We start from the raw sequence: 25769 nt of genomic DNA, 5'->3' as shown, positions 1-25769 counted from the left end.
TAATATATCAATTATTCACTCGGCACGCTTTGTGCTTAAAGAGTAAAGAATTCTGACACATGGCGACTCACCCGTGAAACACATCCCTTCTATTGCCAGGAATGGATCGCAACCCCAAAAACTCGCAGTCCTGCGACAGGCTCATCAGGAATGGAACGATTCTCCCGACATTCTGACGCGCCTGACCAGAAGGCTATCCACCACTCTCTCCCTCGACAACCAGATGGCAATTCTGGCGGAGGAGATTGGCGGTGTCGTACCTTTTGACGCGCTGCAGTATCGGCATCAGATCAGCGGAACGGATTTTATCTACGCATCCGGAGTGGGCGGCCCCCACCGTTGCGACTATCGCCTTAACCTGGAAGGCGAGTTCTATGGCACGCTTTCCCTGCGACGCCGGCAGAAGTTCGCGGAACCGGAACTTGAAGCGATTGAATTGATATTGGGCGCAGCCATCTGCCCGATCAGGAATGCCTGCCGATTTATCACCATAGAGCAGGCCGCACTGACGGACTCACTGACCGGAGTTCCCAATAAACGCGCCATGGACGAGGCTATGCAGCGGGCCCGTCAGCTCTCGGACCGCCACGGTGACAAGTACTCACTGATTCTCTGCGACCTGGATCATTTCAAGGCTGTGAATGACAGCCATGGCCATGTAGTGGGAGACCATCTCCTGAAACTGGCGGCTCGGGAGCTGGAAAAAGCGGTGCGGAGTTCAGACTCGGTTTACCGGTTCGGTGGTGAGGAGTTCGCCATCCTGCTGCCCCACACCGCCGAACAGGAAGCACGCAAGGTGGCAGACCGGATCCGCGAAAACATTGACGCCATCGTCGTCAACTGTGGCGACATTGACGTTTCGGTCACCGCGAGCTGTGGCGTCGCCACGCACCTGACGGGCGAAGTGGCAGACCAGTGGCTGGCTCGCGCCGATGAAGCGCTGTATCAGGCGAAAGACCACGGCCGCAATTGCACCCGGGTCTTCGCCAGTATCGGCTAACTCTTCTTGATGCTGCGCCCCGACTTACGGGCCGGTTTCCTGCCCTGACCTGCCGGCTTTGTCGAGCTGACATCCCATTTCCGGCCGCCGGCTTTGCGGGCGGCGGGGCGGCCCGGTTGCTTGTTACGCTTGCGCTCAAGCGCCGCCTGTTCGTTGGGCGTCTTGGCAGGAATGGCCACCGAATCCAGCCCGACTGAGCGACTCAGGGTATCAACGGCCTTTTGGTCGAGCTCTTCCCACTTTCCAACGCTCAACCGGCTCGGCAGGAATATCGGGCCGTAGCGAACACGCTTCAACCGGCTCACCCGGACACCCTGGGATTCCCACAGGCGACGGACCTCCCGGTTACGCCCTTCCAGCAGTGTGACATGGAACCACCGGTTGATACCGCTGCCGCCGGCCGGGGAGATATCCGAGAACTTCGCCATGCCGTCTTCCAGCAACACGCCGTCCATCAGCCGCTGCAACATCGCATCATCGACCTCACCAAATACCCGGACGGCATACTCCCGGTCGATCTCGCTGGACGGATGCATAAGCCGGTTTGCCAGTTCGCCATCAGTGGTGAACAGCACCAGCCCCGTGGTGTTGATGTCCAGGCGACCAATGGAAATCCATCGGTGATCTTTCAGCCGCGGCAGACTGTCAAATACTGTGGGTCGGCCTTCCGGGTCACGGCGGGTAGTGACTTCGCCCTCCGGCTTGTTATAAATCAGCACTCGGCGCACCACTTCAGACCCCGATGCCAGATCAAGGCGCTTACCATCCAGCTCGATACGGTCACCGAGGGTCACCTTCTGGCCAGGATCAGGGAGTTCGCCATTCACCGTTAAACGGCCAGCCTCCACCCAGCTCTCAACCTCACGCCGGGAACCAACCCCCGCACGGGACAGCAATTTCTGGATTCTCTCCGGACCACCGGCAGTGGCCGACGATGTTTTACTGGTAGCGGAGGACTTTCCTCCTGGCTTACCCGGGCGCTCTGACGCCATGAATTCATCCTTTCATATGGGCTGATGCCCCGGTATCCCGACGGGCATCAGTGAAGTGTCTGACTTGACGGGGCGTCCTGGTCCGGCTGATCGGAGCCATTTTCCCCTTCATCGGCCGAAGATTCGAACTTGATCTCCGCCTGTATGTTTTTTTCAATTTCCCGTCCGATCTCTTCCAGGTCCCGCACCTCCGACAAGGGCGGCAACTGGTCCAGCCCCTGCAGGTTGAAGTAATCCAGGAACTGGCGCGTCGTAGCGTACATGGCGGGCCTGCCGGGCACATCCCGATGGCCGACCACCCTGACCCACTCGCGCTCCAACAGGGTTCGCACGATGTTACTGCTGACGGTTACCCCGCGAATATCCTCGATTTCACCCCGGGTAATCGGCTGGCGATACGCAATCAACGCCAGGGTTTCCAACAAGGCCCGCGAGTATCGCTGCGGCTTTTCTTCAAACAACCGCCCTACCCAGGGAGCAAACTCTTCGCGCACCTGAAAACGATAGCCGCTGGCAACCTTTTTCAACTCAAACCCACGGCCTTCGCAGGCGCTCTCCAGCAACACCAGGACATGCTCCATAACCTGTCGGGCAGGCCGTTCATCCTCCGGGAACAGCTCCCTCAACTGGTCAAATGACAGCGGTCTTCCCGCCGCCAACAGCGCAGCCTCGACAATCGCCTGGATCTTTTTCAGGTTCTCTTCGTTCATGACACCCGTGCTTTCGCTTAACTGGCCGCTCTGGCCCTGACATGAATGGGACCAAGGACTTCCCCCTGGACAACCTCTATCAGCTGTTCCTTTACCAACTCAAGGGTCGCGAGGAATGACACCACCACCCCCAGTCGCCCCTCCTCGGGCGTAAACAGGCTTTCAAAGTTCACAAAGCGATCATCCTGCAGCACCGAGAGGATCGCGGACATGCGCTCTCGCGTGGACAGTTTTTCACGCTCAACATGGTGGCTGGAGAACAGATCCGCCCGCTTGAGGACGCCCTGCAGGGCAAACAACAGCTCCTTCAGGTCCACATCAGGATGTGGCTGGCTGGAAGGCAGCTTCGGCAAGGCTGCGGAACCGGCAAAGGTATCCCGCTCCATCCGCGGCAGTTCATCAATGTCTTCCGCAGCCTGCTTGAAACGCTCGTATTGCTGCAGTCGCCGGATCAGTTCAGCACGGGGGTCAACCTCTTCCTCGTCGTCACTTTCCTGCCTTGGCAGCAACATGCGGGATTTGATCTCCGCCAGAGTCGCTGCCATCACCAGGTATTCCGCTGCCAACTCAAACCGCATGGCCTCGACGGCGCCAATGTAGTCCATGTACTGGCGGGTAATTTCACTGACATCGATATTCAGGATATCCATGTTCTGGCGGCGGATCAGGTACAACAACAGATCCAGGGGCCCCTCGAAGGCCTCCAGGAACACCGCCAGGGCATCGGGCGGAATGTACAGATCCCGCGGCAGGTCCACCACCGGCTTGCCGGACACGAGAGCCAGGGGCGCCTGCTCGGGAGCGGGTGATGGAGCGTCTTCTCCCGCCTCGGGCTGCGATGTGCTCACAGTGTCATCGGTCATACTTTCTCCGGTATCCGGCAGATGATGGCGTGCACTCCGTCGTTAACGGTAGTTCAGGCCCATGGCGCTGCGAACCTCTTCCAGGGTGCCCCTGGCAGCATCCCGGGCCTGCTCGCACCCTTCCTCGATAATCGAATGTACAAGGTCGGGATTCCCTTCATACTCACGGGCACGCTCATGAAGCGGACGCTGCTCCTCAATGATGGCGTCGATCAGGGGCTTCTTGCAGTCCAGGCAGCCAATCCCGGCGCTGCGGCAACCGGTCTGCACCCATTCCTGGGTTTCCGCATCGGAATAGATCTTGTGCATACCCCATACCGGGCACTTCTCCGGTTCGCCCGGATCGGTCCGGCGTACGCGCTGGGGATCGGTTTGCATGGTGCGGATTTTCTGGGCGACCGAGTCCTGGTCTTCCCGCAAACCGATGTAGTTGTTGTACGACTTGGACATCTTCTGTCCGTCCAGCCCCGGCATTTTCGATTCCGGAGTCAACAGTGGCTGGGGCTCCGGCAGAATCACCTTGCCGCCGCCCTCGATGTAACCGTACAGACGCTCACGATCGCCGAGGGATATATTCTGCTGCTCTTTCAGTAACGCCCTGGCGGTCTCCAGGGCTTCCATATCGCCCTCTTCCTGATATCGCTTCTTAAGATTGCGATACAGTTTGGCGTTTTTCTTGCCCATCTTCACGATGGCGCCTTCGGCCTGTTCTTCAAAACCAGGCTCACGACCATAGATATGATTGAAGCGACGGGCTATTTCCCGGGTAATCTCCACGTGGGATACCTGATCGGCTCCGACCGGAACCTTGCCGGCACGGTACATCAGGATGTCCGCACTTTGCAGCAGCGGATAACCCAGGAAGCCGTAGGTGGCCAGGTCCTTCTCCCGCAGCTTTTCCTGCTGGTCCTTATAGGTGGGGATGCGCTCCAGCCACCCCAGCGGGGTAATCATGGACAGCAGCAGATGCAGCTCAGCGTGCTCCGGCACCCGGGACTGAATAAACATGGTGGAAGAGCCGGGGTTCACACCCGCTGCCAGCCAGTCGATGACCATGTCCCAGACACTCTGCTCGACGCCCGAGGTGTCTTCGTAGTCGGTGGTTAACGCATGCCAGTCAGCGACAAAGAAGAAGCACTCATACTCATGCTGGAGTTTCACCCAGTTTTTCAGAACACCATGGTAGTGGCCAAGGTGAAGTTTGCCGGTCGGACGCATCCCGGACAAAACCCGTTGCTGGGAATCTACAGAACTCAAAGCATGAACTCCTTCTGGTGGTTTTAGACCAGCCCATCTTAGTGCAGGCTGACCGGGCATTATAGTCTTATGTGACGCCGGCGTTAAGAAGCCTTTGAAAAACCGGCGCCAGGCCGTAATCACAGAACGAAAAAGCCCCCGGCGCCTTGCGGCAGACCCGGGGGCTTTTATAACTGGCGGTAATGATTTACCAGCCAGTTGCTTCCTTCAGTGCCTTGCCGATTTCGGCCAGGCTGCGCACGGTTTTGACACCGGCGTCATTCAGGGCAGCAAACTTCTCGTCTGCGGTACCCTTGCCACCAGAGATAATCGCACCGGCATGGCCCATACGCTTACCAGGAGGCGCAGTCACACCAGCGATGTAGGAAACCACCGGCTTGGTGACGTTTTCCTTGATGAACGCCGCCGCTTCTTCTTCAGCGGTGCCGCCGATTTCACCGATCATCACGATGGCTTCGGTCTGCGGATCTTCCTGCAGCAGCTTCAGGATATCGATGAAGTTGGAGCCCGGAATCGGGTCACCACCAATACCGATACAGGTGGACTGACCGTAGCCGAAGTCTGTGGTCTGCTTGACCGCTTCGTAAGTCAGGGTGCCTGAACGGGAGACGATGCCCACCTTGCCCGGCTTGTGGATATGACCCGGCATGATGCCGATCTTGCACTCACCCGGCGTGATCACGCCCGGACAGTTCGGACCGATCATGCGCACGCCTTTACGATCCACATACTCTTTGGCGTAGAGCATGTCGATGGTCGGGATACCCTCGGTGATGCACACGATCAGCTGGATGCCAGCGTCCGCGGCTTCAATGATGGCGTCCTTACAGAACGGAGCCGGCACGTAGATCACGGTTGCTTCAGCGCCGGTCTGCTCAACGGCTTCACGTACGGTGTTGAACACTGGCAGGCCCAGGTGCTCGGTGCCGCCCTTACCCGGGCTTACGCCACCAACCATCTTGGTGCCGTACTCAATCGCCTGCTCAGAGTGGAAAGTACCCTGTGCGCCGGTAAAGCCCTGGCAGATAACCTTGGTGTCTTTGTTGATCAGGATGCTCATTATTTACCCCCTGCGGCTTTAACGACTTGCTCTGCGGCATCCGCCAGACTGGTGGCGGCAATGATATTCAGGCCACTGTCAGCGAGTACCTTGGTGCCGACTTCGGCGTTGTTGCCTTCAAGGCGAACAACCACGGGAACCTTGACGCCCACTTCCTTGACCGCACCGATGATGCCCTCTGCGATCATGTCGCAGCGGACGATACCACCGAAAATGTTAACCAGAACCGCCTGTACATTGTCGTCGGACAGGATGATCTTGAACGCTTCGGAAACGCGCTCTTTGGTCGCGCCGCCGCCTACGTCCAGGAAGTTGGCAGGCTGGCCGCCGGACAGCTTGATGATGTCCATGGTACCCATGGCCAGACCAGCGCCGTTAACCATGCAGCCGATGTTGCCTTCCAGCGCAACGTAGTTGAGTTCCCACTTGGCCGCTTCCGCTTCCCGGGAATCTTCCTGGGAGGGATCGTGCATCTCGTGGATTTTCTTCTGGCGGTACAGAGCATTACCGTCAACGCCAATCTTGGCGTCCAGGCAGTGCAGGTCACCGGCCGGAGTGATCACCAGCGGGTTGATTTCCAGCAGCGCCAGGTCACGGTCTTCAAACAGTTTCGCCAGGCCCAGGAAAATCTTGGTGAACTGACCGATCTGCTTGCCTTCCAGGCCCAGTTTGAAAGCCAGCTCGCGGCCCTGGTACGGCTGTGCGCCGACCAGCGGATCAACTTCCGCTTTCAGGATTTTTTCCGGGGTTTCTTCGGCAACCTGCTCGATCTCAACACCGCCTTCGGTGGAGGCCATGAACACGATACGACGGGTACCACGGTCTACCACGGCGCCCAGGTACAGTTCCTGATCGATGTCGGTGAGGGATTCAACCAGAATCTTGCTGACCGGCTGACCGTTTTCGTCGGTCTGGTAGGTCACCAGGTTCTTGCCCAGCCAGTTCTCGGCGAACTCGCGAATCTCGTCTTTGCTCTTGACCAGCTTTACACCGCCGGCCTTACCACGGCCACCGGCGTGAACCTGTGCCTTGACGACCCATGCGTCTCCGCCGATTTCACCGGCTGCGTCCACTGCTTCTTTCGGAGTATCGCAGGCAATGCCCTTGGATACTGGCAGGCCATATTCAGCGAACAGCTGCTTGCCCTGATATTCATGCAAATTCATAGTTAATGTCCCGCTTTTTGATGGAGGATAACCACGTACGGAGTTGAACCCGCCGGATCCTGTCGAATTTAGGCCATAAATCCGACAACAATCTGGTGCGAATTCGGTTAGGCATGCCGGGGATCACCTCAACACACCACTGACGCAGTCGGAAACCTGCCGTTTTATGGCAGCGGGGCGCCCTCTTTGGCGCCCCTGTTCCCTGCCCTGCGTTACTTCTTTTTGCGACGGTTGGCGATGTGAATCGCGCCGTCATCGACAGCCAAAGCTGCCTCATGCACTGACTCGGACAGAGTCGGGTGCGCGAAACAGGTCAGGGCCAGATCTTCTGCACTGGAGCCGAACTCCATGGCGATCACACCCTGCGCCACAATCTCGGACGCCTGTGGTCCAACCACGTAGAAACCGAGGATGCGGTCGGTCTTTTCATCGGCGATGATCTTCACCAGACCGGACGCTGCGTTAGCTGCCATGGCACGGCCGTTGGCCGCAAATGGGAAAGTACCCACCTTGTAAGCTTCGCCTTCTGCCTTCAGCTCTTCCTCGGATTTGCCAACCCAGGCTACTTCCGGCGCCGTATAGATGACGTTTGGAATGCAGTCGTAGTTGACCTGTGGCTTATGGCCAGCGATTCGCTCGGCAACCATGACACCCTCTTCGGATGCCTTGTGTGCCAGCATCGGACCACGAACCACATCGCCAATCGCCCAGACACCCGGTGCTTCGGTCTTGCAGTTATCGTCCACGAAGATGAAGCCGCGTTCGTCCATCTTTACACCGGAGTCTTCAGCCAACAGATTATCGGTGTACGGACGACGACCAACAGCCACGATCAGCTTGTCGAATTTCTTCTCCTGCTTACCGTTCGAGTCTTCATAGGCCACGTTAACCAGCTTGCGCTTGACTTCAGCACCGGTCATACGTGCACCCATGACAATGTCCAGTCCCTGTTTCTTGAACTGCTTTTGCGCATCCTTGGCAACCTGCTGATCAACCATCGGCAGGAACGTGTCCTGGGCTTCGATCACAGTCACTTCCGATCCCAGACGGGACCATACGCTGCCCAGCTCAAGGCCGATAACGCCGGCGCCGATGACGCCAAGACGCTTGGGCACTTCAGTGAACTCCAGCGCACCCTCGGAATCCACGATGTAATCACCGTCAAACGGTGCCGGTGGAATTTCGATCGGCTTGGAACCGGTCGCCAGGATGACGTTGTCCGCTTCGTAAGTGGTGGTCTTGCCACCCTTATCGGTGACTTCAACCTGACGATTGGCCAGCAACTTACCGTGGCCATGAATAGAGGTTACGCCGTTGGCCTTGAACAGACCGGCGATACCGCCGGTCAATTGCTTCACGATACCGCTCTTGCGCTCCATCATCTTCGCGATGTCGATTTTGACATCCTTGGCGATGATGCCCTGGGTTTCGTAATCGTGGCTGGCTTCCTCAAACTTGTGGGAAATCTCCAGCAGGGCCTTGGAAGGAATACAGCCCACGTTCAGGCAGGTGCCGCCAAGCACTTGCGCTTTGCCGTCTTCAGAGGTCCAGGATTCCACACACGCAGTCTTCAGACCGAGTTGGGCGGCTTTGATAGCAGCTACGTAACCACCAGGGCCTGCACCAATGACAATGACGTCGTACTTATCAGACATATTTGATCCCGTTTTCCAATTCGTTAAGTGTCAGCTCAGACGTCCAGCAGAATACGCGCCGGATCCTCAAGCATTTCCTTGATCGCCACCAGGAACTGCACCGCTTCCTTGCCATCAATCATGCGATGGTCATAGGACAGCGCCAGGTACATCATGGGCTGGATTTCAACTTTGCCATTGACCGCCATCGGGCGTTCCTGGATTTTGTGCATACCCAGAATCGCAGTTTGCGGCGGGTTCAGGATCGGCGTGGAGATCAGCGAGCCGAAAATGCCGCCGTTGGTGATGGTAAAGGTACCACCGGTCATTTCCTCAATGCCCAGCTTACCGTCCTTGGCCTTGGTGCCGTACTCGACGATTTTCTTCTCGATATCCGCCAGGCCCAGGGCGTCGACGTCACGCACCACCGGAACCACCAGACCACGGTCGGTGGAAACAGCCACACCGATGTCCTGGTATCCGTGATACACCATGTCATTGCCATCAATGGAGGCATTCACGGCCGGGAAACGCTTCAGAGCCTCGGTAGCGGCCTTGGTGAAGAAAGACATGAAGCCAAGCTTGATGCCATGACGCTTCACGAAGCTGTCCTGGTACTGCTTGCGCAGCTCCATGATCGGCGCCATGTTCACCTCATTGAAGGTGGTGAGCATCGCAGCATTCTGCTGGGCACTGACCAGACGCTTGGCAATGCTGGCCCGCAGACGCGTCATCGGTACGCGCTTCTCCGCGCGCTCGCCGCTTGCCAGCTCAACCTTGGGCATGTCGCCCGCCGGCTTGGAACTTGAAGCAGGTGCTGAAGACTTTCCACTATCTACATGATTCTGAACGTCTTCTTTAGTGACGCGACCGTCCTTGCCGGTGCCCTTGACGGCATTCGGATCGACGTCATTCTCTTCGGCCAGCTTACGGGCTGCCGGGCTGAGAATGGCATCGCCGGATGCAGCCTGGCTCTTGGACTCTTCCTTCGGAGCCTCTTCCTTCTTGCTTTCAGCCGGCTTGGATTCACCAGCGGCGCCTTCCTTGAACTTGCCGACGACTTCGCCGCTTTCCACGGTGTCGCCTTCGCCTTTGACAATCTCTTCAATCACGCCGTCAGCCGGTGCAACCACTTCCAGAACTACCTTGTCGGTTTCGATATCGACAATCAGTTCATCGCGGGAACAGGCTTCACCCGGCTGCTTGTGCCAGGTCGCGACGGTGCCCTCTGCGACCGACTCTGGGAAAACGGGGGCTTTAATCTCAGTTGACATCTCGGATCCTTAGTTCGGTAGCTCGTCAGATTTCAAACGCGTCGTTAACCAGTTTCTTCTGCTCTTCAATGTGCACGGACATGTGTCCACACGCAGGGGCAGCAGAAGCATCACGACCGGCATACTCAAGATACAGTTTCGGGTTCTTGCGGTGCAGTGCATTACGCATATGGTGCTGACTGCAGTACCAGGCGCCCTGGTTCATCGGCTCTTCCTGACACCAAACCACGTGCTTGAGCTTGGGATACAGGGCCAGAACCTCGTCCAGGTCATCCCCCGGGAAGGGATACAGCTGCTCGATACGAACAATCGCAACATCTTCCCGCTCGTCCGCCTTCTTGCGCTCCAGCAGGTCAAAATAGACCTTGCCGCTGCACAGGATCAGACGAGTGATCTTCTTCGGATCAGATGGCTCTTTCTCTTGCAGCACGGTCTGGAACGTTCCGGAGGTCAGGTCGTCCAGGTCAGAGGTCGCCTCCTTGTGACGCAGCAGACTCTTCGGAGTAATCGCTACCAGCGGCTTGCGTAGCGGACGCTTCACCTGACGGCGAAGCATATGGAAAACCTGGGAGGGCGTTGTTGGCACACACACCTGGATGTTGTGCTCGGCACACAGCTGCAGGAAGCGCTCCAGACGCGCGGAACTGTGCTCCGGCCCCTGCCCTTCGTAACCGTGCGGCAACAGCAGCGTCAGGCCGCAGAGACGCCCCCACTTGTGCTCCCCACTGGTGAGGAACTGGTCGATAACCACCTGGGCGCCGTTGGCAAAATCACCGAACTGGGCTTCCCAGACGACCAGACCACTGGGAGCCGTCGTGGAGTAGCCGTATTCGAACGCCATCACGGCTTCTTCAGACAGCAGTGAGTCGTAGATTTCAAATTGCGGCTGATTCTCCGACAGGTGCTCCAGAGCAATATGGGTAGACCCATCTTTCTGGTTGTGCAAGACCGCATGGCGGTGGGAGAAGGTGCCACGACCCACGTCCTGACCGGTTATCCGGATAGGATGACCTTCTTCCAGCAACGTGGCATAGGCCATGACTTCGCCGTAGCCCCAGTTAATGGGCAACGCACCGGCAGTCATCTTTTCACGGTCGGAAACGATCTTGGAAACCTGGCGCTGAATACTGAACCCTTCCGGAACCTGGGTCAGTTTCTTGCCCAGCGCCTGGATAGTCTTGAGCGAAACGCTGGACTTACACTTGGCGGTCCACTCGTGGCCGAGGTAAGGCGTCCAGTCCACGTAGAGCTCTTTGTTCGGTTCCTTGACCAGGGACTTGACCACGTGGTCTCCCTTGTCCAGGGCGTCCCGGTAGTCGAGATCTATCTCCTTCGATTCGTCTTCTGAAATTACGCCATCGGCAATCAGCACGTCGGCATAAAGCCCACGGGTGGTTTTCAGCTTGCGAATCTTTTCATACATGAGCGGCTGGGTAGCGGCCGGCTCATCCGCCTCGTTGTGCCCACGGCGACGGTAGCAGACCAGATCGATCACCACATCACGCTTGAACTCGTTGCGGTAGTCCATCGCCATCTGGGTAACGAACATGACCGCTTCCGGATCATCTGCGTTCACGTGCAGAATCGGCGCCTGGACCATCTTGGCCACGTCGGTACAGTACTCGGTCGAGCGGGCGTCTTCCTGCTTGCTGGTGGTGAAGCCGACCTGGTTGTTGATGACGATGTGAATCGTACCGCCAATACCATAGCCCCGGGTCTGGGACATCTGGAAGGTTTCCATTACCACGCCCTGGCCGGCAAAGGCCGCATCACCGTGCATGATGATCGGCACAACCTGGGTACCATCATTATCATTACGACGGGTCTGGCGTGCGCGAACCGAACCCTCAACAACCGGAGAAACGATCTCCAGGTGGGACGGGTTGAACGCCATCGCCAGGTGGACTTCGCCGCCCGGCGTCATCACGTTGGACGAGAAGCCCTGGTGGTATTTCACGTCACCTGAGCCGGAATCAGCCAGCTTCTTGCCTTCGAATTCGTCGAAAAGTTCTTTCGGGTTCTTGCCGAGGGTATTCACCAGGACATTCAGACGGCCACGGTGAGCCATCCCGAGAACAATCTCTTTGGCGCCATAGGAACCGGAACGCTGGATCAACTCGTCAAGACAGGGAATCAGGCTCTCAGCGCCTTCGAGGCCGAAACGCTTGACGCCGGGGTAACGGGATCCCAGATATTTTTCCAGGCCTTCCGCGGCTGACAGGCGCTCAAGAATATGTTTACGGGTTTTCGCTTCGTACTGGGGCTGTGAACGCACCGGCTCCATGCGCTGTTGGAACCAACGCTTGATGCGGGTGTCGACTACATGCATGTACTCGGCACCGATGCTTCCGCAATAGGTCTGGCGGAGGCCACTGATAATATCGCCGAGCTTCATGGTTTCGGAACCAAAGCTCAGTGAACCGGTCTGGAATTCCAGGTCATTATCCGCTTCCGACAGTTCGTGGAAGGCCGGATCAAGATCTTCTACCGTGGGACGCTGCCATACGCCAAGCGGATCCAGCTTCGATTCCTGATGACCACGGAAACGGAAGGCATTGATCAGCTGCAGAACACGGATCTGCTTTCTATCAGCATCGGAGGTTGCACTGGCCGGAACGCCATTGGTCAGGAAACGCTGATTACGGGAGATGTGCTCGAACTGTTCGCGAATGGAAGAGTGATCAATATCACGGCCTTTGTAGCCGTCGACGCTGGGTAGCTTGTCGAAGTAGTTGCGCCACTCTTCGGGAACGGCATTGGGGTCTGTCAGGTAGGTTTCAAAAAGCTGTTCAACATAGGCCAGATTTCCACCCTGCAAGTGGGAAGTCTGCCATAACTGCTCCATTATGCTTTCGTGCATTTTGAATAGCTCACCTTGGGCTGGTGCGGGGGAGCTCAGTATGGTCGGCCAGGGGTAAATCTCAGTCAATACGGGTTTTTACGGGATCGACTTTGGCCACCACACCCAGCAAGGATGTTTTCCGTTCCCCGGTGGTTTTGTACTCAGCGAAACCGCGAGAGAACCTTATAAGTTCCCGTCACGGCTCGCGTAGTGTGCACCCTGTTAAGACTATTGACTATAAGCCTTTGGTTGAAGGCCCCGCGCCGTTGCGGGGCCTTCCGGATGCTAATTGATCAGAACAGTATAGCGTTTGTTTTATTTTCTGCTTTTAAGTCGCCCGCTGGAGCAGAAGGTTCCGGATATGGCCGATTGCCCTTGTGGGGTTCAGGCCTTTCGGACAAACGCTGACACAGTTCATAATGCCCCGGCAGCGGAAGACGCTGAACGGGTCATCCAGATTGGCAAGACGCTCTGCCTGGGCGGTATCACGGCTGTCCGCCAGGAAGCGGTAGGCCTGAAGCAGACCGGCCGGACCAACGAACTTGTCCGGGTTCCACCAGAATGACGGGCAAGCGGTGGAGCAGCAGGCACAGAGAATACACTCGTACAGGCCGTCCAGCTTCTCCCGGTCCTCGGGAGACTGCAGACGTTCAATGGCAGGTGCCGGCTGGTCGTTTACAAGGTACGGCATGACCTTTTCGTACTGCTTGTAGAACAGACTCATGTCCACCACCAGATCCCGGATGACCGGGAGCCCCGGCAGCGGGCGAAGAACAAGCTTGTTGTTCTTCAGCACCTGGGACATGGGCGTGATGCACGCCAGACCATTCTTGCCGTTCATGTTCATGCCGTCAGAGCCGCAAACACCCTCGCGGCAGGAACGACGATAAGCAACCGACGGGTCCTTTTCCTTCAGCAGGTTCAGGACATCCAGAACCATCAGGTCCTTGCCTTCCGGAAGCTCCAGCTCCACGTCCTGCATGTAGGGCGCGTTGTCAGTTTCCGGGTTATAACGATAAAGGCTTACCAACATTTCGTGCGTCCCCCTTAGTAAGTCCGGATCTTCGGCTGGAAGGTGTCGACGGTCTTCGGTGCGAAGTTCACGTCACGCTTGCCAACACGCTTCTCGAGCGGGAAGTATACGGAGTGCTTCAGCCAGTTCTCGTCATCACGCTCTGTGAAGTCGTTACGGGCATGGGCACCACGGCTTTCCTTACGCTCAAAGGCAGAGATAGCCGTCGCCAGGGCAACTTCGTAGAGGTTGTCCAGCTCCAGCGCTTCGATCCGCGCGGTGTTGAACGCGCTGCTGGTATCAGCCAGCTTGGTCTTGCGCACACGCTCCCCGATGGATTCGAGCTTCTTCAGACCCTCTTCCATGCTGGTACCGTCACGGAACACACCGAAGTATAGCTGCATGCAGTTCTGCAGGTCCTTGCGGACCTCGGCAACGCTTTCGCCTTCAGAGGCGCTGTTCAGGCGATCAAGGCGAGCCATGGCACGCTTGATGTCATCCTCGCTGGCGCCATCGACTTCAAAGCCGCCACGAAGCTGCTCTTCAATGTGCAGACCCGCCGCACGACCAAAGACCACCAGATCCAGCAGGGAGTTACCACCCAGACGGTTGGCGCCGTGTACGGATACACAGGCAGCCTCACCACAGGCAAACAGACCGGGAATCGGCTTATCTTTGCCATTCTCGTCCAGAGTCAGGGCCTGACCGCCGACATTGGTCGGAATACCACCCATCATGTAGTGACAGGTCGGCACAACCGGAATCGGCTCTTTCACCGGATCCACGTGGGCAAAGGTGCGGGACAGCTCACAGATACCCGGCAGACGCAGGTTCAGGGTTTCTTCACCCAGGTGATCCAGTTTCAACAGCACGTGATCCTTGTCGGGACCACAGCCGCGGCCTTCAAGGATCTCGATAACCATGGAGCGGGCAACAACATCACGACCAGCCAGATCCTTCGCGTTCGGAGCGTAACGCTCCATGAAACGCTCACCCTCGGCGTTGATGAGGTAACCGCCCTCACCCCGACAACCTTCCGTTACCAGCGTACCGGCACCGTGGATCCCGGTCGGGTGGAACTGCCACATCTCCATATCCTGCACCGGGTAGCCCGCGCGCAGCGCCATGCCAATACCGTCACCGGTGTTGATCAGGGCGTTGGTGGTAGACGAGTAGATACGACCGGCGCCGCCAGTGGCGAGAACCGTTGCCTTACACTTGATGTAGGCCACTTCGCCGGTTTCGATTTCGATGGCGACAACACCAACCACTTCGTCTTTACTGTTCTTGACCAGATCAACGGCGTACCACTCGTTAAGGAACGTGGTGCCGCCTTTCAGGTTGGCCTGATAAAGGGTGTGCAGCAGTGCGTGACCGGTACGGTCGGCTGCGGCACAGGTACGGGCAGCCTGACCGCCCTTACCATAATCCTTGGACTGACCACCGAACGGACGCTGATAGATACGGCCCTGCTCGGTCCGGGAGAACGGCAGCCCCATGTGCTCAAGCTCGAACACCGCCTGGGGGCCGACAGAACACATGTACTCGATGGCATCCTGGTCACCAATGTAATCAGACCCCTTAACGGTGTCGTACATGTGCCAGCGCCAGTCATCGTTAGGATCCGCGCTGGCGATGGCGCAGGTGATCCCGCCCTGGGCGGATACCGTGTGGGAACGGGTCGGAAATACTTTTGTGATACACGCAGTGTTGACGCCTGACTCGGTCAGCTGCAGGGCGGCTCGCATACCGGCACCGCCACCACCGATAACAATCGCGTCGTAAGACATGGTCTTGATATTAGCCATCGATTAAAGCCCCCAAAGAATCTGAATGCCCCAGACCACATAGACGAACATGACCAGACCACACGCCGCCTGCACCAGGAAACGCGGCGCCATGGCCTTGATGTAATCCGTAGTGACCGTCCAGAGCCCTACCCATGCGTGAGCGCCAAGAGACAGAAGCGCCAGCAGGGTGAAGATGCGGAACCAGGTCTGCCCGAACAATGCCGACCAGGTCTCGTAGTTCACGTCGCTGAACACCATGAAGCCCAGCAGGAACAATGTGTAGAGTGCCAGAACATAGGCAGTGACACGCTGAATCAGCCAATCAAAAACACCACTACGACCAAGATTCGTTACGCTATTTACGCTGCCCATACCCAGACTCCAGCCAGAACAATGAGAATAACGGAAACCACAATGGTGATTTTCGCGGCGAGGCGGCCACTTTCGAGTTCTTCACCAATACCCATATCCATCAACAGGTGTTTGATACCTGCCACCAGGTGGTAAAGCAGAGCAGACAAAATGCCCCAGATGATCAGCTTTGCAAGGAAGCTGTTCAGCAATTCATCGACGCGACTGAAGCCTTCTTCCCCGGACAGGGAAAGCTGGAGCCCGTAAAGCAGGAACGCAACACCAACAAAAATGATGATGCCGCTGATACGGTGCAATATGGACGTAATGGCTGGCAGCGGAAAATGAAACTTGCCGAGATCGAGATTAACTGGTCGTTTGCTATTCACAGCGCTCTCACACTCTCTCTTGGTTCCACAATCAGTCGAAGTGACCGGTGCGGATAGTTGGTATGTAAGGATCGGTGTGCTGATACGAAACCGGCACACGATTGGCTCAGGAGGGAGAATACACCCGCCCGCCCGGCGCTACCGACATTGGAAGGCGCCCAGACAAGGTCTATCCCCGATTCCGGGCTACGGATTATAAGGAGTACCCCTGTTAATTACAAACGCGCAACTCGCCCAAGCGCCTGTAATCAGCGGCCTTGCACCGGCTATAAGAATTATTGACAAAATTAATTTTGCCCTGAAAACGGCCATATTCGTGAATTCCCTCATTTACATGGAATGTCAAATAATGGTTTTTCCGCCCTCTTCCATTGACAAAAAAAGCCAACGCCCTATATTTTGCCGCCAGTTTTGCGATAATACGCGCCTTCTAGCGCATCCAAATACTGAAAAGCTGTCAAAGCTGATATATAGGAGAGCACCATGACCGACAGGAAAGCCACGCTCTCGGTGGGTGACAAGTCCATTGAGCTACCGGTTTACTCAGGCACCGTCGGCCCCGACGTTATCGACGTACGGAGTCTGGTCCAGGAAGGCGTATTTACCTACGATCCAGGTTTTGTATCCACCGCAGCCTGCGAATCCAAGATTACCTACATTGATGGCGCCAACGGTGTTCTGCTTCACCGCGGCTACCCCATCGAACAACTGGCGGAAAATTCCGATTACCTGGAAGTCTGCTACCTCCTGCTGAACGGCGAACTGCCGACCGCAGAAGAAAACAGCAAGTTCCACGACACCATCAAAAACCACACCATGCTGCACGACCAGATGCGCAATTTCTTCCAGGGCTTCCGCCGGGATGCGCATCCGATGGCGATCATGTGTGGTGTGGTGGGCGCCCTGTCCGCGTTCTATCACGACCAGATGGATGTGACTGACGTACACCAGCGCGAAATCACTGCACACCGCCTGATCGCCAAAATGCCGACGATCGCCGCCTGGTGCTACAAGTACAGCATCGGCCAGCCGTTCATGTACCCGCGCAACGAACTCTCATACTCCGAGAACTTCCTGCAGATGATGTTTGGCGTGCCCTGTGAAGAGTACAAGCCGAACCCGATCCTGGCGAAAGCCATGGACAAGATCTTCATCCTGCACGCCGATCACGAGCAGAACGCTTCAACCTCTACCGTGCGTCTGGCCGGCTCCACCGGTGCCAATCCATACGCCTGTATTGCGTCCGGCATTGCTGCCCTCTGGGGTCCGGCTCACGGCGGCGCCAACGAAGCTGTTCTGGACATGCTGGCTGAAATCGGTGACGAGAAAAACATCGAGAAGTTCATCGCCAAGGCCAAGGACAAGGACGACCCGTTCCGCCTGATGGGCTTTGGCCACCGGGTTTACAAGAACTTCGACCCGCGCGCCAAAGTGATGGCAGAAACCGCTCACGAAGTGCTGACCGAGCTGGGCCTGGAAAACGATCCGCTTCTGAAGATTGCCCAGCGCCTGGAGAAGATCGCACTGGAAGACGAATACTTCGTCCAGCGCAAACTGTACCCGAACGTGGACTTCTACTCCGGCCTGATTCTGAAAGCCATCGGTATCCCCACGTCCATGTTCACAGTGATTTTTGCCATGTCACGCACCATCGGCTGGTTCTCCCACTGGAACGAAATGGTGTCCGGCGATTACCGCATTGGTCGCCCTCGCCAGCTGTATACCGGTCCCGAAAGCCGCGATTACGACAAAAAGTAATCACCCGGGAAACCGAAACCCCGAAAAGGCCGCTGACTCAGCGGCCTTTTTTTGTGTGTGGGTATGGGGCCTGTGATAAGTTAACCCGAATAGAACAACGTTCAGGAGAGGATGAATGACCACCACAGCCGTCTTTATCGGACTGGGCGTCATGGGCTATCCCATGGCAGGCCATCTGGCAAACGCCGGATATAACGTCAGGGTCTGGAACCGGACCTTTTCCAAGGCTGAAGCTTGGGCAAGGGACTATTCAGGAACCGCCTGCCAGTCCATTGCCGAAGCCGTCCAGAATGCCGACATCGTGCTGACATGCGTGGGGGCGGACAAGGATCTGGACGCAATCTATGAGGGTAACGAGGGCATTATTTCAAATGCCCCCGAAGGCGCCATCCTGGTGGACCACACCACCGCATCCGCGGGCATCGCAGAACAGCTCGCACAATCAGCGAAAGCAAAGCATCAGGGTTTTATCGATGCACCAGTTTCCGGCGGTCAGCAAGGTGCAGAAAACGGTCAACTCACCATCATGTGTGGTGGTGAGCCGGAGATGTTCGAACGGGCAAAGCCCGCTCTGGAGTGCTACTCCAAGGCCCTTAACCTGATGGGGCCGGCCGGCAGCGGCCAGAAAACCAAGATGGTCAACCAGATTGCCATTGCGGGACTGGTACAAGGCCTTTCCGAGGCGCTGCATTTCGCCGAGCAGGCCGAGCTTGATGTACGCAAGGTAGTGGATGTGATTTCCAAGGGGGCTGCTCAGTCCTGGCAGATGGATAACCGCTCCGGGACCATGATCGACGGTAAGTTCGACTACGGCTTTGCCGTTGACTGGATGCGCAAGGATCTGGGGATGTGTCTTGAGGAGGCCCGCCAGAACGGCGCCAAGCTACCTGTAACGGCATTGGTGGACCAGTTCTATGGGGATATCCAGGATATGGGGGGGCGCCGCTGGGATACTTCCTCGCTGATTCAGCGCTTACGGAAGTTGAGGTAGGGCCCGCCCCCTCTCCCCTAGCGGGAGAGGGGGTGAACCTCTCTCCTACTTCTTCTCCTTAGGCTGCCACTTCCCGTTGACATACCACGCCGACCAGCCCGTCGCCTTGCCCTCTTTCTCGGACATGACGTACTGCTCCTTGCTCTTGCGGCTGTAGCGGATCACCGTCGGATTGCCTTCCGGATCACGCTCGGGCGCGTCCATCAGGTAATCGTATTTCGGGTCGATTTCCTTCCGGTGCGGCTTGATCTCCATCACCAGCGGTGGCCGGGTTTCCCGGTTCTTCGGGAACTTGCTGGCCGCCAGGAACAGACCGGAAGCGCCGTCCCGCAGTACGTAGGTATCGTCCACCTTCTGGCACTGCAGCTCCGGCATCGGCACCGGATCCATCTTGGGCGGAGCTGGCTCGCCACTTTTGAGCAGTTTGCGGGTGTTTTTGCACTCGGTGTTGGTACAGCCAAAATACTTGCCGAAACGGCCGGTTTTCAGCTGCATCTCGGAGCCGCACTTGTCACAGTCCAGCGTCGGACCTTCATAGCCCTTGATGCGGAAGGTGCCCTTCTCCACCTCGAAACCGGAACAGTCCGGGTTGTTGCCACACACATGCAGTTTGCGACCTTCATCCACCAGGTAGCTGTCCATGGCGGTTCCGCATTTCGGGCAACGGCGCTTCTTGCGCAGCAGGCGGGTTTCGCCCTCGCCTTCCACGTCATCATCGGCGCTGACCACCTCATCCCCTGACACCAGGTTGATGGTGGTCTTGCAGCGCTCCTTCGGTGGCAGCGAGTAACCGGAGCACCCCAGGAACACACCGGTGCTGGCAACGCGAATCTGCATCGGACGACTACAGGTCGGGCACGGAATGTCCGTCTCTGTGGGGGTATTGGCGCGCATCCCCCCTTCTTCGCTACCTTCAGCGGTCTCCAGTTGTTTGCGGAAACGGCCGTAGAAGTCGTTCAGTACTTTTTTCCAGTCCACCTCACCTTCGGCGATGTCATCCAGCTCGTCTTCCATCTTCGCGGTGAAATCGAAGTCCATCAGGTTCGGGAAGGACTCGGACAGGCGCTCGGTGACAATCTCGCCCATTTTCTCAGCGTAGAAACGGCGGTTCTGCAGCCGGACGTAGCCTCGGTCCTGAATGGTGGAAATAATGGAGGCGTAGGTGGATGGACGACCAATCCCCTGCTTCTCCAGCTCCTTGACCAGGCTCGCCTCCGTATAGCGGGGCGCGGGCTTGGTAAAGTGCTGGCTCGGGTCGAGTTTGGCCAGATCCAGAGACTCATCAACCTTGATGTCTGGCAGTGCCACATCCTCGTCTTTCTTCGCAGACTGGGGCGCGGCCTTGAGGAAGCCGTCAAACTTGATGATGCGGCCGCGGGTACGTAGCTCGTAATCCCCGTTGGCCACCACGATCGAGGTGCTCAGGAACTCAGCGTCCGCCATCTGACAGGCAAGGAACTGTCGCCAGATCAGGTCATAGAGCTTCTCAGCGTCCTTCTCCAGGCCGCTAATGTCAGCCGACCTGCGACTCACTTCCGTCGGGCGAATCGCCTCGTGGGCTTCCTGAGCGCCCTCCTTGCTGCCATAGACCCTGGGGTTCTCCGGCAGGTAGCGATCGCCGAACTGCTTCTTGATAAAGTCCCGACAGCTACCAACGGCATCCTGGCTCAGGTTGGTGGAATCCGTCCGCATGTAGGTGATATAGCCGGCTTCATAGAGCCGCTGCGCCAGCATCATGGTTTTCTTGACGCTGAAGCCCATGCGGTTACTGGCGGCCTGCTGCAGTGTGGACGTGATAAAAGGTGCTGACGGCCGTGACTTTGTCGGCTTGTCTTCCCGCTTGGCTACGCGGAACGAGCCCCCTTTCAGGCGATCGACATGCTCTTTGCTTTGCTGCTCATTCTCAGGACGGTAAGGCTTGTCCTGGTAACGGGTCACCTCGAAGCGCACTGGCTCTTTCGCCTGCTTGGCACCAAGGTCCGCGTGCAGTTGCCAGAACTCCTCAGGAATGAACTTGCGGATCTCGCGCTCACGCTCAACGATCAGGCGTACCGCCACAGACTGGACACGACCTGCCGACAGACCCCGGGCAATCTTGGCCCACAGCAGCGGCGACACCATGTAACCCACGACCCGGTCCAGGAAACGCCGCGCCTGCTGGGCATTCACACGGTTGTTATCCAGATTGCCCGGATCTTCAAAGGCCGCCTGAATGGCGCGTTTGGTAATCTCGTTGAAGACAACACGGCGATACTTGTCAGACTCGCCGCCAATGGTTTGCTGAAGGTGCCAGGCGATCGCCTCCCCTTCACGGTCCAAATCCGTTGCCAGATAGATATGGTCTGCGGATTTCGCCAGGCGCTTGAGCTCACTGACGACCTTTTCCTTTCCGGGCAGGATCTCGTACCGCGCGCTCCAGTCATGATCCGGGTCCACGCCCATACGGGCAACCAGCTGCTCGCGGGCCTTACGCTTCTTGTGCGCGGCCTTCTCTTCCGGATTCATCTTGCGAGTCGCTGCCGCCTGTTTCGCACGTTCTTTGGGATCTGACTGAGAGCCACTGCCGCTGACCGGAAGATCACGAATATGCCCGACGCTCGACTTCACAATGAAGTCGGAGCCCAGATATTTGTTGATGGTCTTCGCTTTCGCTGGCGACTCGACAATAACGAGACTTTTACCCATATCGGAGATCTGTATCCTTGGCGATAATCGGTTAAAAAATCAGCAAACCGTAAACTCGCTGTAAAATCAGTCGGCTAGAAAACACTCAATAGCCGCCACATTGTATAGGTGCATTGTTTTACAGGGTCAAGAAAAGCAAGACAACCCATTCTTTAGTTTCCGCCCTGCTTTTTTAAAGGAAGCATAAACAGGAAGGCCCGGCAATTGCCGGGCCTTCAGGACAGCGTTACCAATTCGGCCTACCGAATCAGAGACGCTCCCATACCGTCGCAATGCCCTGACCCAGGCCGATACACATGGTGGATACACCAAGCTTACCGCCCTTGGCCTGCATAACGTTCAGCAGGGTTGTGGAGATACGTGCACCGGAGCAGCCCAGCGGATGGCCCAGGGCAATCGCGCCGCCGTTCAGGTTCACTTTCTCTTCCATCACGCCCAGCAGTTTCAGGTCTTTCAGAACCGGCAGGGACTGACCAGCAAAGGCTTCGTTCAGTTCCCAGAAGTCGATGTCCTCGACTTTCAGGCCTGCACGCTTCAGCGCCTTCTTGGTGGCAGGAACCGGTCCGTAACCCATAATTGCGGGATCACAGCCGGCAACCGCCATGCCGCGAACCCTGGCAATCGGCTTCAGGCCCAGCGCTTCAGCACGCTCTGCAGACATCATAACCATGGCTGCCGCGCCGTCTGTCAGCTGTGAAGAGGTACCCGCAGTCACGGTACCGTTCTTCGGATCGAACGCCGGCTTCAGTTGGCCCAGGGACTCGGCAGTGGTCTCAGGACGAATGGTTTCGTCGTTCTCGATCAGCACCTTGAAGCCATTCTCATCGTGACCTTCGATGGGCACGATTTCGTTCTTGAAGCGGCCTTCTACAGTCGCTTCGTGGGCCAGGCGGTGAGAACGCGCGCCAAACTCATCCTGCTGCTCACGGGTGATACCGTGCATCTTCGCCAGCATTTCCGCGGTCAGGCCCATCATGTTGGACGCCTTGGCGGTATACTTGGAAGCAGCCGGGTTATGATCAAAACCGGCGGTCATGGGCACGTGGCCCATGTGCTCAACACCACCAACCACGAACACATCACCGTTGCCGGTCTGGATCGCCTGGGCGGCGGTGTGGATCGCGCTCATGGCGGACCCACACAGACGGTTGACGGTCTGTGCCGCAGATTCGTGCGGGATGCGGGTCAGCAGTGAAATCTGACGCGCCACGTTGAAGCCCTGTTCTTTGGTCTGGTTAACACAGCCCCAAATCACGTCTTCAACTTCTTTCGCGTCGAGCTTCGGGTTGCGCTCAAACAGTGCTTCGATCAGCGCGGCAGACAGAGTCTCGGCACGCACGTTACGGAAGCAGCCGTTTTTGGCACGCCCCATCGGAGTCCGCACGCAATCGACGACGACAACGTCTCTCGGATTAAGGCTCATAGATCTTTCTCCGTTCGGAAATCTCGTTCAGGGTTAGCCAAAGAACTTTTCGCCAGTCTTGGCCATTTCACGCAGCTTCTCGGTCGGATGGTACAGGGGACCAAGATCTGCAAACTTGTCTGCCAGTTCGACGAACTTGTCTACACCCATGTCGTCGATATAGCGCAGGGCGCCACCGCGGAACGGCGGGAAGCCGATACCGAAGATAAGACCCATATCAGCATCTGCCGGATCCTCGACAATGCCGTCTTCCAGACAGCGAACGGTTTCAAGACACAGAGGAATCATCATACGGGCGATGATGTCTTCGTCGCTGAAATCGTTCTTACCCTGAACAACCGGCTCAAGCAGTTTGTAGACCTCTTCGTCGACAATTTTCTTCTGCTTGCCCTTGCGGTCCAGTTCGTACTTGTAGAAGCCCTTGTCGTTCTTCTGTCCGTAACGGTTGTTCTCGAACATCACTTCGACACCGGACTTGAAGTCAGACTTCATGCGTTCCGGGAAGCCTTCCGCCATGACCTCGTCGGCGTGCTTGGCGGTGTCCATGCCAACCACGTCCAACAGGTACGCGGGGCCCATCGGCCAACCGAACTTTTCCATCACCTTGTCGACTTTCTGGAAGTCCGCACCGTCACGCAGCAGGCCAGCGAAGCCGCCGAAATACGGGAACAGTACACGGTTAACCAGGAAGCCCGGGCAATCGTTGACCACGATTGGGGTCTTGCCCATGGCCTTGGCGTAAGCAACGGTGGTCGCGATAGCGCGGTCGCTGGTCTTCGAGCCACGAATAACCTCAACCAGCGGCATCATATGCACCGGGTTGAAGAAGTGCATGCCACAGAAGTTTTCCGGACGCTTCAGGTTCTTGGCCAGAAGGTCGATGGAAATCGTAGAGGTGTTGGAGGTCAGGATGGCATCGTCGCGAACCATCTCTTCGGTCTCACGCAGCACGGCGTCTTTCACCTTCGGGTTTTCAACAACGGCTTCAACAACCAGGTCTACGTTCTTGAAATCACCGTAGTTCAGGGTCGGAGTAATGCTGTTGAGCACGTCGGCCATTTTGCCGGCGTCCATCTTGCCCTTATCAACACGCTTGGACAGAAGCTTCTTGGCTTCCTTCAGACCCAGGGCGATACCCTCCTGAGCAATGTCCTTCATGATGATCGGTGTGCCCTTCAGTGCGGACTGGTAAGCCACACCACCACCCATGATGCCGGCACCCAATACGGCGGCCAGTTTCACGTCTGCGGCTTCCTTCTCCCAGGCGCTGGCTTTCTTCTTGAGAGCCTGATCGTTCAGGAACAGGCCAACCAGGCAGGCCGCCACGTTGGTCTTGGCCATTTTGGCGAAACCCTTGGCTTCCACCTCGATGGCCTTGTCACGGGTCATACCGGCGTGCTTCTGCATCACCTTGATGGCTTCAACCGGCGCCGGGTAGTTCTTGCCAGCCTTGCCAGCGACGAACGCCTTGGAAATCTCGAACGCCATCATGCTTTCCATGGCGTTGAGCTTGATCTTGCCCTTCTTCTCTTCGCGACGAGCTTGGTTGTCCAGCTTGCCTTCGTTGCACTGTTCGATAATGGCAACAGCCGCTTCTACCAGCTTGTCGGCTTCTACAACAGCATCAACAGCGCCTACTTTCAGAGCGGCATCAGCGCGATTTTCGGTACCACCGCTGATCCATTCGATGGCGTTATCCACGCCCACCAGACGGGACAGGCGTACGGTGCCGCCGAAGCCCGGGAAGATGCCCAGCTTGACCTCTGGCAGACCTACCTTGGCCTTCGGAGCCATAACACGGTAGTCGGTCGCCAGGCACATCTCGAATCCACCGCCCAGTGCAATACCGTTGATGGCGGTAACCGTCGGGAACGGCAGGTCTTCAATAGCGTTGAAAACTTCATTGGCCTTCAGGTTGTTGGCGATGAGGTCTTCTTCGGTACCGGCAAACAGCTCGGTAAACTCGGTGATGTCAGCACCGACAATAAAACTGTCCTTGGAGCTGGTTACGACCAGACCCTTCAGATTCTTCTGGGATTTGAGTGCTTCAGCTGCGGCGCCCAGTTCTTCGATGGTGAGACGGTTGAACTTGTTGACAGACTCGCCCTGCAAGTCAAAGTTCAACTGAGCGATCCCGCCTTCGATCTCTTTAACCGTGATGGCTTTACCTTCGTAAATCATCAACTGATCTCCAGTCTGTGTTTGGAACTGCTTGCAGGCGTCTCGCCAATTCAGTAGCTGGCAAGCGCCTGCGGATGCAGCGAGATTTCGGTCACTGCCCGATAAACCGATCCAAAATTCATACAGTCGTTTGAATCGAGAGGGCACACGATGAAAAAAAACAGCTCGTTTGTCAATTTGTTTCTGGAAGAATCGGTGCAAAAGTCTTCAAAATCGGCGAAGGCACCGGGAAACTGATAATGCGGATTATTGTTTTCTGTGCGGTACATCCAGGTCTGGACAAGAAACCGGAACTTCGTCACGCAAATTTGGCAGTTCTTTACATTTACCCGCGTTACAGGCTGTAAAACCGCTTGATCGGCTGGCTGAGTTACTTTACCTTCGGACCGAG

Annotated in this window: 19 protein-coding genes; 3 read left to right on the top strand and 16 right to left on the bottom strand. The window is 57.0% G+C overall.

Annotated features, from left to right (window positions below; translation table 11 throughout):
- The first annotated feature begins 73 nt into the window (after nucleotides 1-73).
- Nucleotides 74-1000: a GGDEF domain-containing protein gene (locus tag ACJO5Y_RS00820; protein WP_406984293.1), complete on the top strand. Its 927-nt coding sequence runs from the start codon at nucleotides 74-76 to the stop codon at nucleotides 998-1000.
- On the opposite strand, the gene rluB is transcribed toward ACJO5Y_RS00820, so the two are convergent.
- From rluB to sdhC, 13 genes are all read right to left on the bottom strand, one after another.
- Nucleotides 997-1992 (bottom strand): 23S rRNA pseudouridine(2605) synthase RluB, encoded by a 996-nt coding sequence (rluB, locus tag ACJO5Y_RS00815; RefSeq protein ID WP_406984291.1) that lies wholly within the window; start codon nucleotides 1990-1992, stop codon nucleotides 997-999. The genes ACJO5Y_RS00820 and rluB overlap by 4 nt on opposite strands.
- A 47-nt stretch (nucleotides 1993-2039) precedes the next feature.
- Nucleotides 2040-2702, bottom strand: coding sequence for an SMC-Scp complex subunit ScpB (gene scpB, locus ACJO5Y_RS00810; protein WP_406984289.1), 663 nt, complete (start codon nucleotides 2700-2702; stop codon nucleotides 2040-2042).
- A 17-nt stretch (nucleotides 2703-2719) separates the two neighbouring features.
- Nucleotides 2720-3565 (bottom strand): segregation and condensation protein A, encoded by an 846-nt coding sequence (locus ACJO5Y_RS00805; protein WP_406984287.1) that lies wholly within the window; start codon nucleotides 3563-3565, stop codon nucleotides 2720-2722.
- Nucleotides 3566-3607: 42 nt separating this feature from the next.
- Nucleotides 3608-4822 carry a tryptophan--tRNA ligase gene (locus tag ACJO5Y_RS00800; protein WP_406984285.1) on the bottom strand — a complete coding sequence of 405 codons (1215 nt, stop codon included), beginning with the start codon at nucleotides 4820-4822 and terminating at the stop codon, nucleotides 3608-3610.
- A gap of 187 nt (nucleotides 4823-5009) precedes the next feature.
- Nucleotides 5010-5882 (bottom strand): succinate--CoA ligase subunit alpha, encoded by an 873-nt coding sequence (gene sucD / locus ACJO5Y_RS00795; protein ID WP_406984283.1) that lies wholly within the window; start codon nucleotides 5880-5882, stop codon nucleotides 5010-5012.
- Entirely contained in the window at nucleotides 5882-7048 is a 1167-nt protein-coding gene (gene sucC, locus ACJO5Y_RS00790; protein ID WP_406984281.1) for an ADP-forming succinate--CoA ligase subunit beta, read from the bottom strand. Before sucC ends, sucD begins: the two co-directional genes overlap by 1 nt.
- A 212-nt stretch (nucleotides 7049-7260) precedes the next feature.
- A complete protein-coding gene (gene lpdA, locus ACJO5Y_RS00785; protein ID WP_406984280.1) occupies nucleotides 7261-8703 on the bottom strand; it encodes a dihydrolipoyl dehydrogenase in 1443 nt (480 codons plus the stop codon).
- A gap of 35 nt (nucleotides 8704-8738) precedes the next feature.
- Nucleotides 8739-9956 carry a 2-oxoglutarate dehydrogenase complex dihydrolipoyllysine-residue succinyltransferase gene (gene odhB / locus ACJO5Y_RS00780; RefSeq protein ID WP_406984279.1) on the bottom strand — a complete coding sequence of 406 codons (1218 nt, stop codon included), beginning with the start codon at nucleotides 9954-9956 and terminating at the stop codon, nucleotides 8739-8741.
- 25 nt (nucleotides 9957-9981) lie between these two features.
- Entirely contained in the window at nucleotides 9982-12816 is a 2835-nt protein-coding gene (locus ACJO5Y_RS00775) for a 2-oxoglutarate dehydrogenase E1 component (RefSeq protein ID WP_406984278.1), read from the bottom strand.
- A gap of 310 nt (nucleotides 12817-13126) precedes the next feature.
- Nucleotides 13127-13831, bottom strand: coding sequence for a succinate dehydrogenase iron-sulfur subunit (locus ACJO5Y_RS00770; RefSeq protein WP_406984277.1), 705 nt, complete (start codon nucleotides 13829-13831; stop codon nucleotides 13127-13129).
- 14 nt (nucleotides 13832-13845) lie between these two features.
- On the bottom strand, nucleotides 13846-15618 hold the full coding sequence (sdhA, locus tag ACJO5Y_RS00765; RefSeq protein ID WP_406984276.1) for a succinate dehydrogenase flavoprotein subunit: 1773 nt from the start codon (nucleotides 15616-15618) through the stop codon (nucleotides 13846-13848).
- A gap of 3 nt (nucleotides 15619-15621) precedes the next feature.
- A complete protein-coding gene (gene sdhD, locus ACJO5Y_RS00760) occupies nucleotides 15622-15972 on the bottom strand; it encodes a succinate dehydrogenase, hydrophobic membrane anchor protein (protein WP_406984275.1) in 351 nt (116 codons plus the stop codon).
- Nucleotides 15960-16340 (bottom strand): succinate dehydrogenase, cytochrome b556 subunit, encoded by a 381-nt coding sequence (gene sdhC / locus ACJO5Y_RS00755; protein ID WP_406984274.1) that lies wholly within the window; start codon nucleotides 16338-16340, stop codon nucleotides 15960-15962. Before sdhC ends, sdhD begins: the two co-directional genes overlap by 13 nt.
- 483 nt (nucleotides 16341-16823) lie before the next feature.
- Here sdhC and gltA point away from each other — a divergent pair, with 483 nt between their 5' ends.
- Both gltA and ACJO5Y_RS00745 read left to right on the top strand, forming a co-directional pair.
- Nucleotides 16824-18098: a citrate synthase gene (gene gltA, locus ACJO5Y_RS00750; protein ID WP_406984273.1), complete on the top strand. Its 1275-nt coding sequence runs from the start codon at nucleotides 16824-16826 to the stop codon at nucleotides 18096-18098.
- Between the two features lie 115 nt (nucleotides 18099-18213).
- The gene (locus tag ACJO5Y_RS00745) at nucleotides 18214-19089 is read left to right on the top strand and encodes an NAD(P)-dependent oxidoreductase (RefSeq protein WP_406984272.1); all 876 of its coding nucleotides are present in this window, start codon (nucleotides 18214-18216) and stop codon (nucleotides 19087-19089) included.
- Nucleotides 19090-19134: 45 nt separating this feature from the next.
- Here the strand turns inward: ACJO5Y_RS00745 and topA are convergent, their stop codons facing one another.
- The 3 genes from topA to fadB all read right to left on the bottom strand — a co-directional run bounded on the left by topA (nucleotide 19135) and on the right by fadB (nucleotide 25378).
- A complete protein-coding gene (gene topA / locus ACJO5Y_RS00740; protein WP_406984271.1) occupies nucleotides 19135-21774 on the bottom strand; it encodes a type I DNA topoisomerase in 2640 nt (879 codons plus the stop codon).
- A 247-nt stretch (nucleotides 21775-22021) separates the two neighbouring features.
- Entirely contained in the window at nucleotides 22022-23197 is a 1176-nt protein-coding gene (fadA, locus tag ACJO5Y_RS00735; protein WP_406984270.1) for an acetyl-CoA C-acyltransferase FadA, read from the bottom strand.
- A 33-nt stretch (nucleotides 23198-23230) separates the two neighbouring features.
- Complete coding sequence (gene fadB, locus ACJO5Y_RS00730) at nucleotides 23231-25378, bottom strand: fatty acid oxidation complex subunit alpha FadB (RefSeq protein ID WP_406984269.1); 2148 nt, start codon at nucleotides 25376-25378, stop codon at nucleotides 23231-23233.
- Nucleotides 25379-25769: the final 391 nt, after the last annotated feature.

This window comes from Marinobacter alkalisoli (assembly GCF_045449855.1).
Classification (GTDB): domain Bacteria; phylum Pseudomonadota; class Gammaproteobacteria; order Pseudomonadales; family Oleiphilaceae; genus Marinobacter.
The sequence above is the reverse complement of the archived record's forward strand: the minus strand, read 5'-3'. Positions and strand labels throughout refer to the sequence as shown.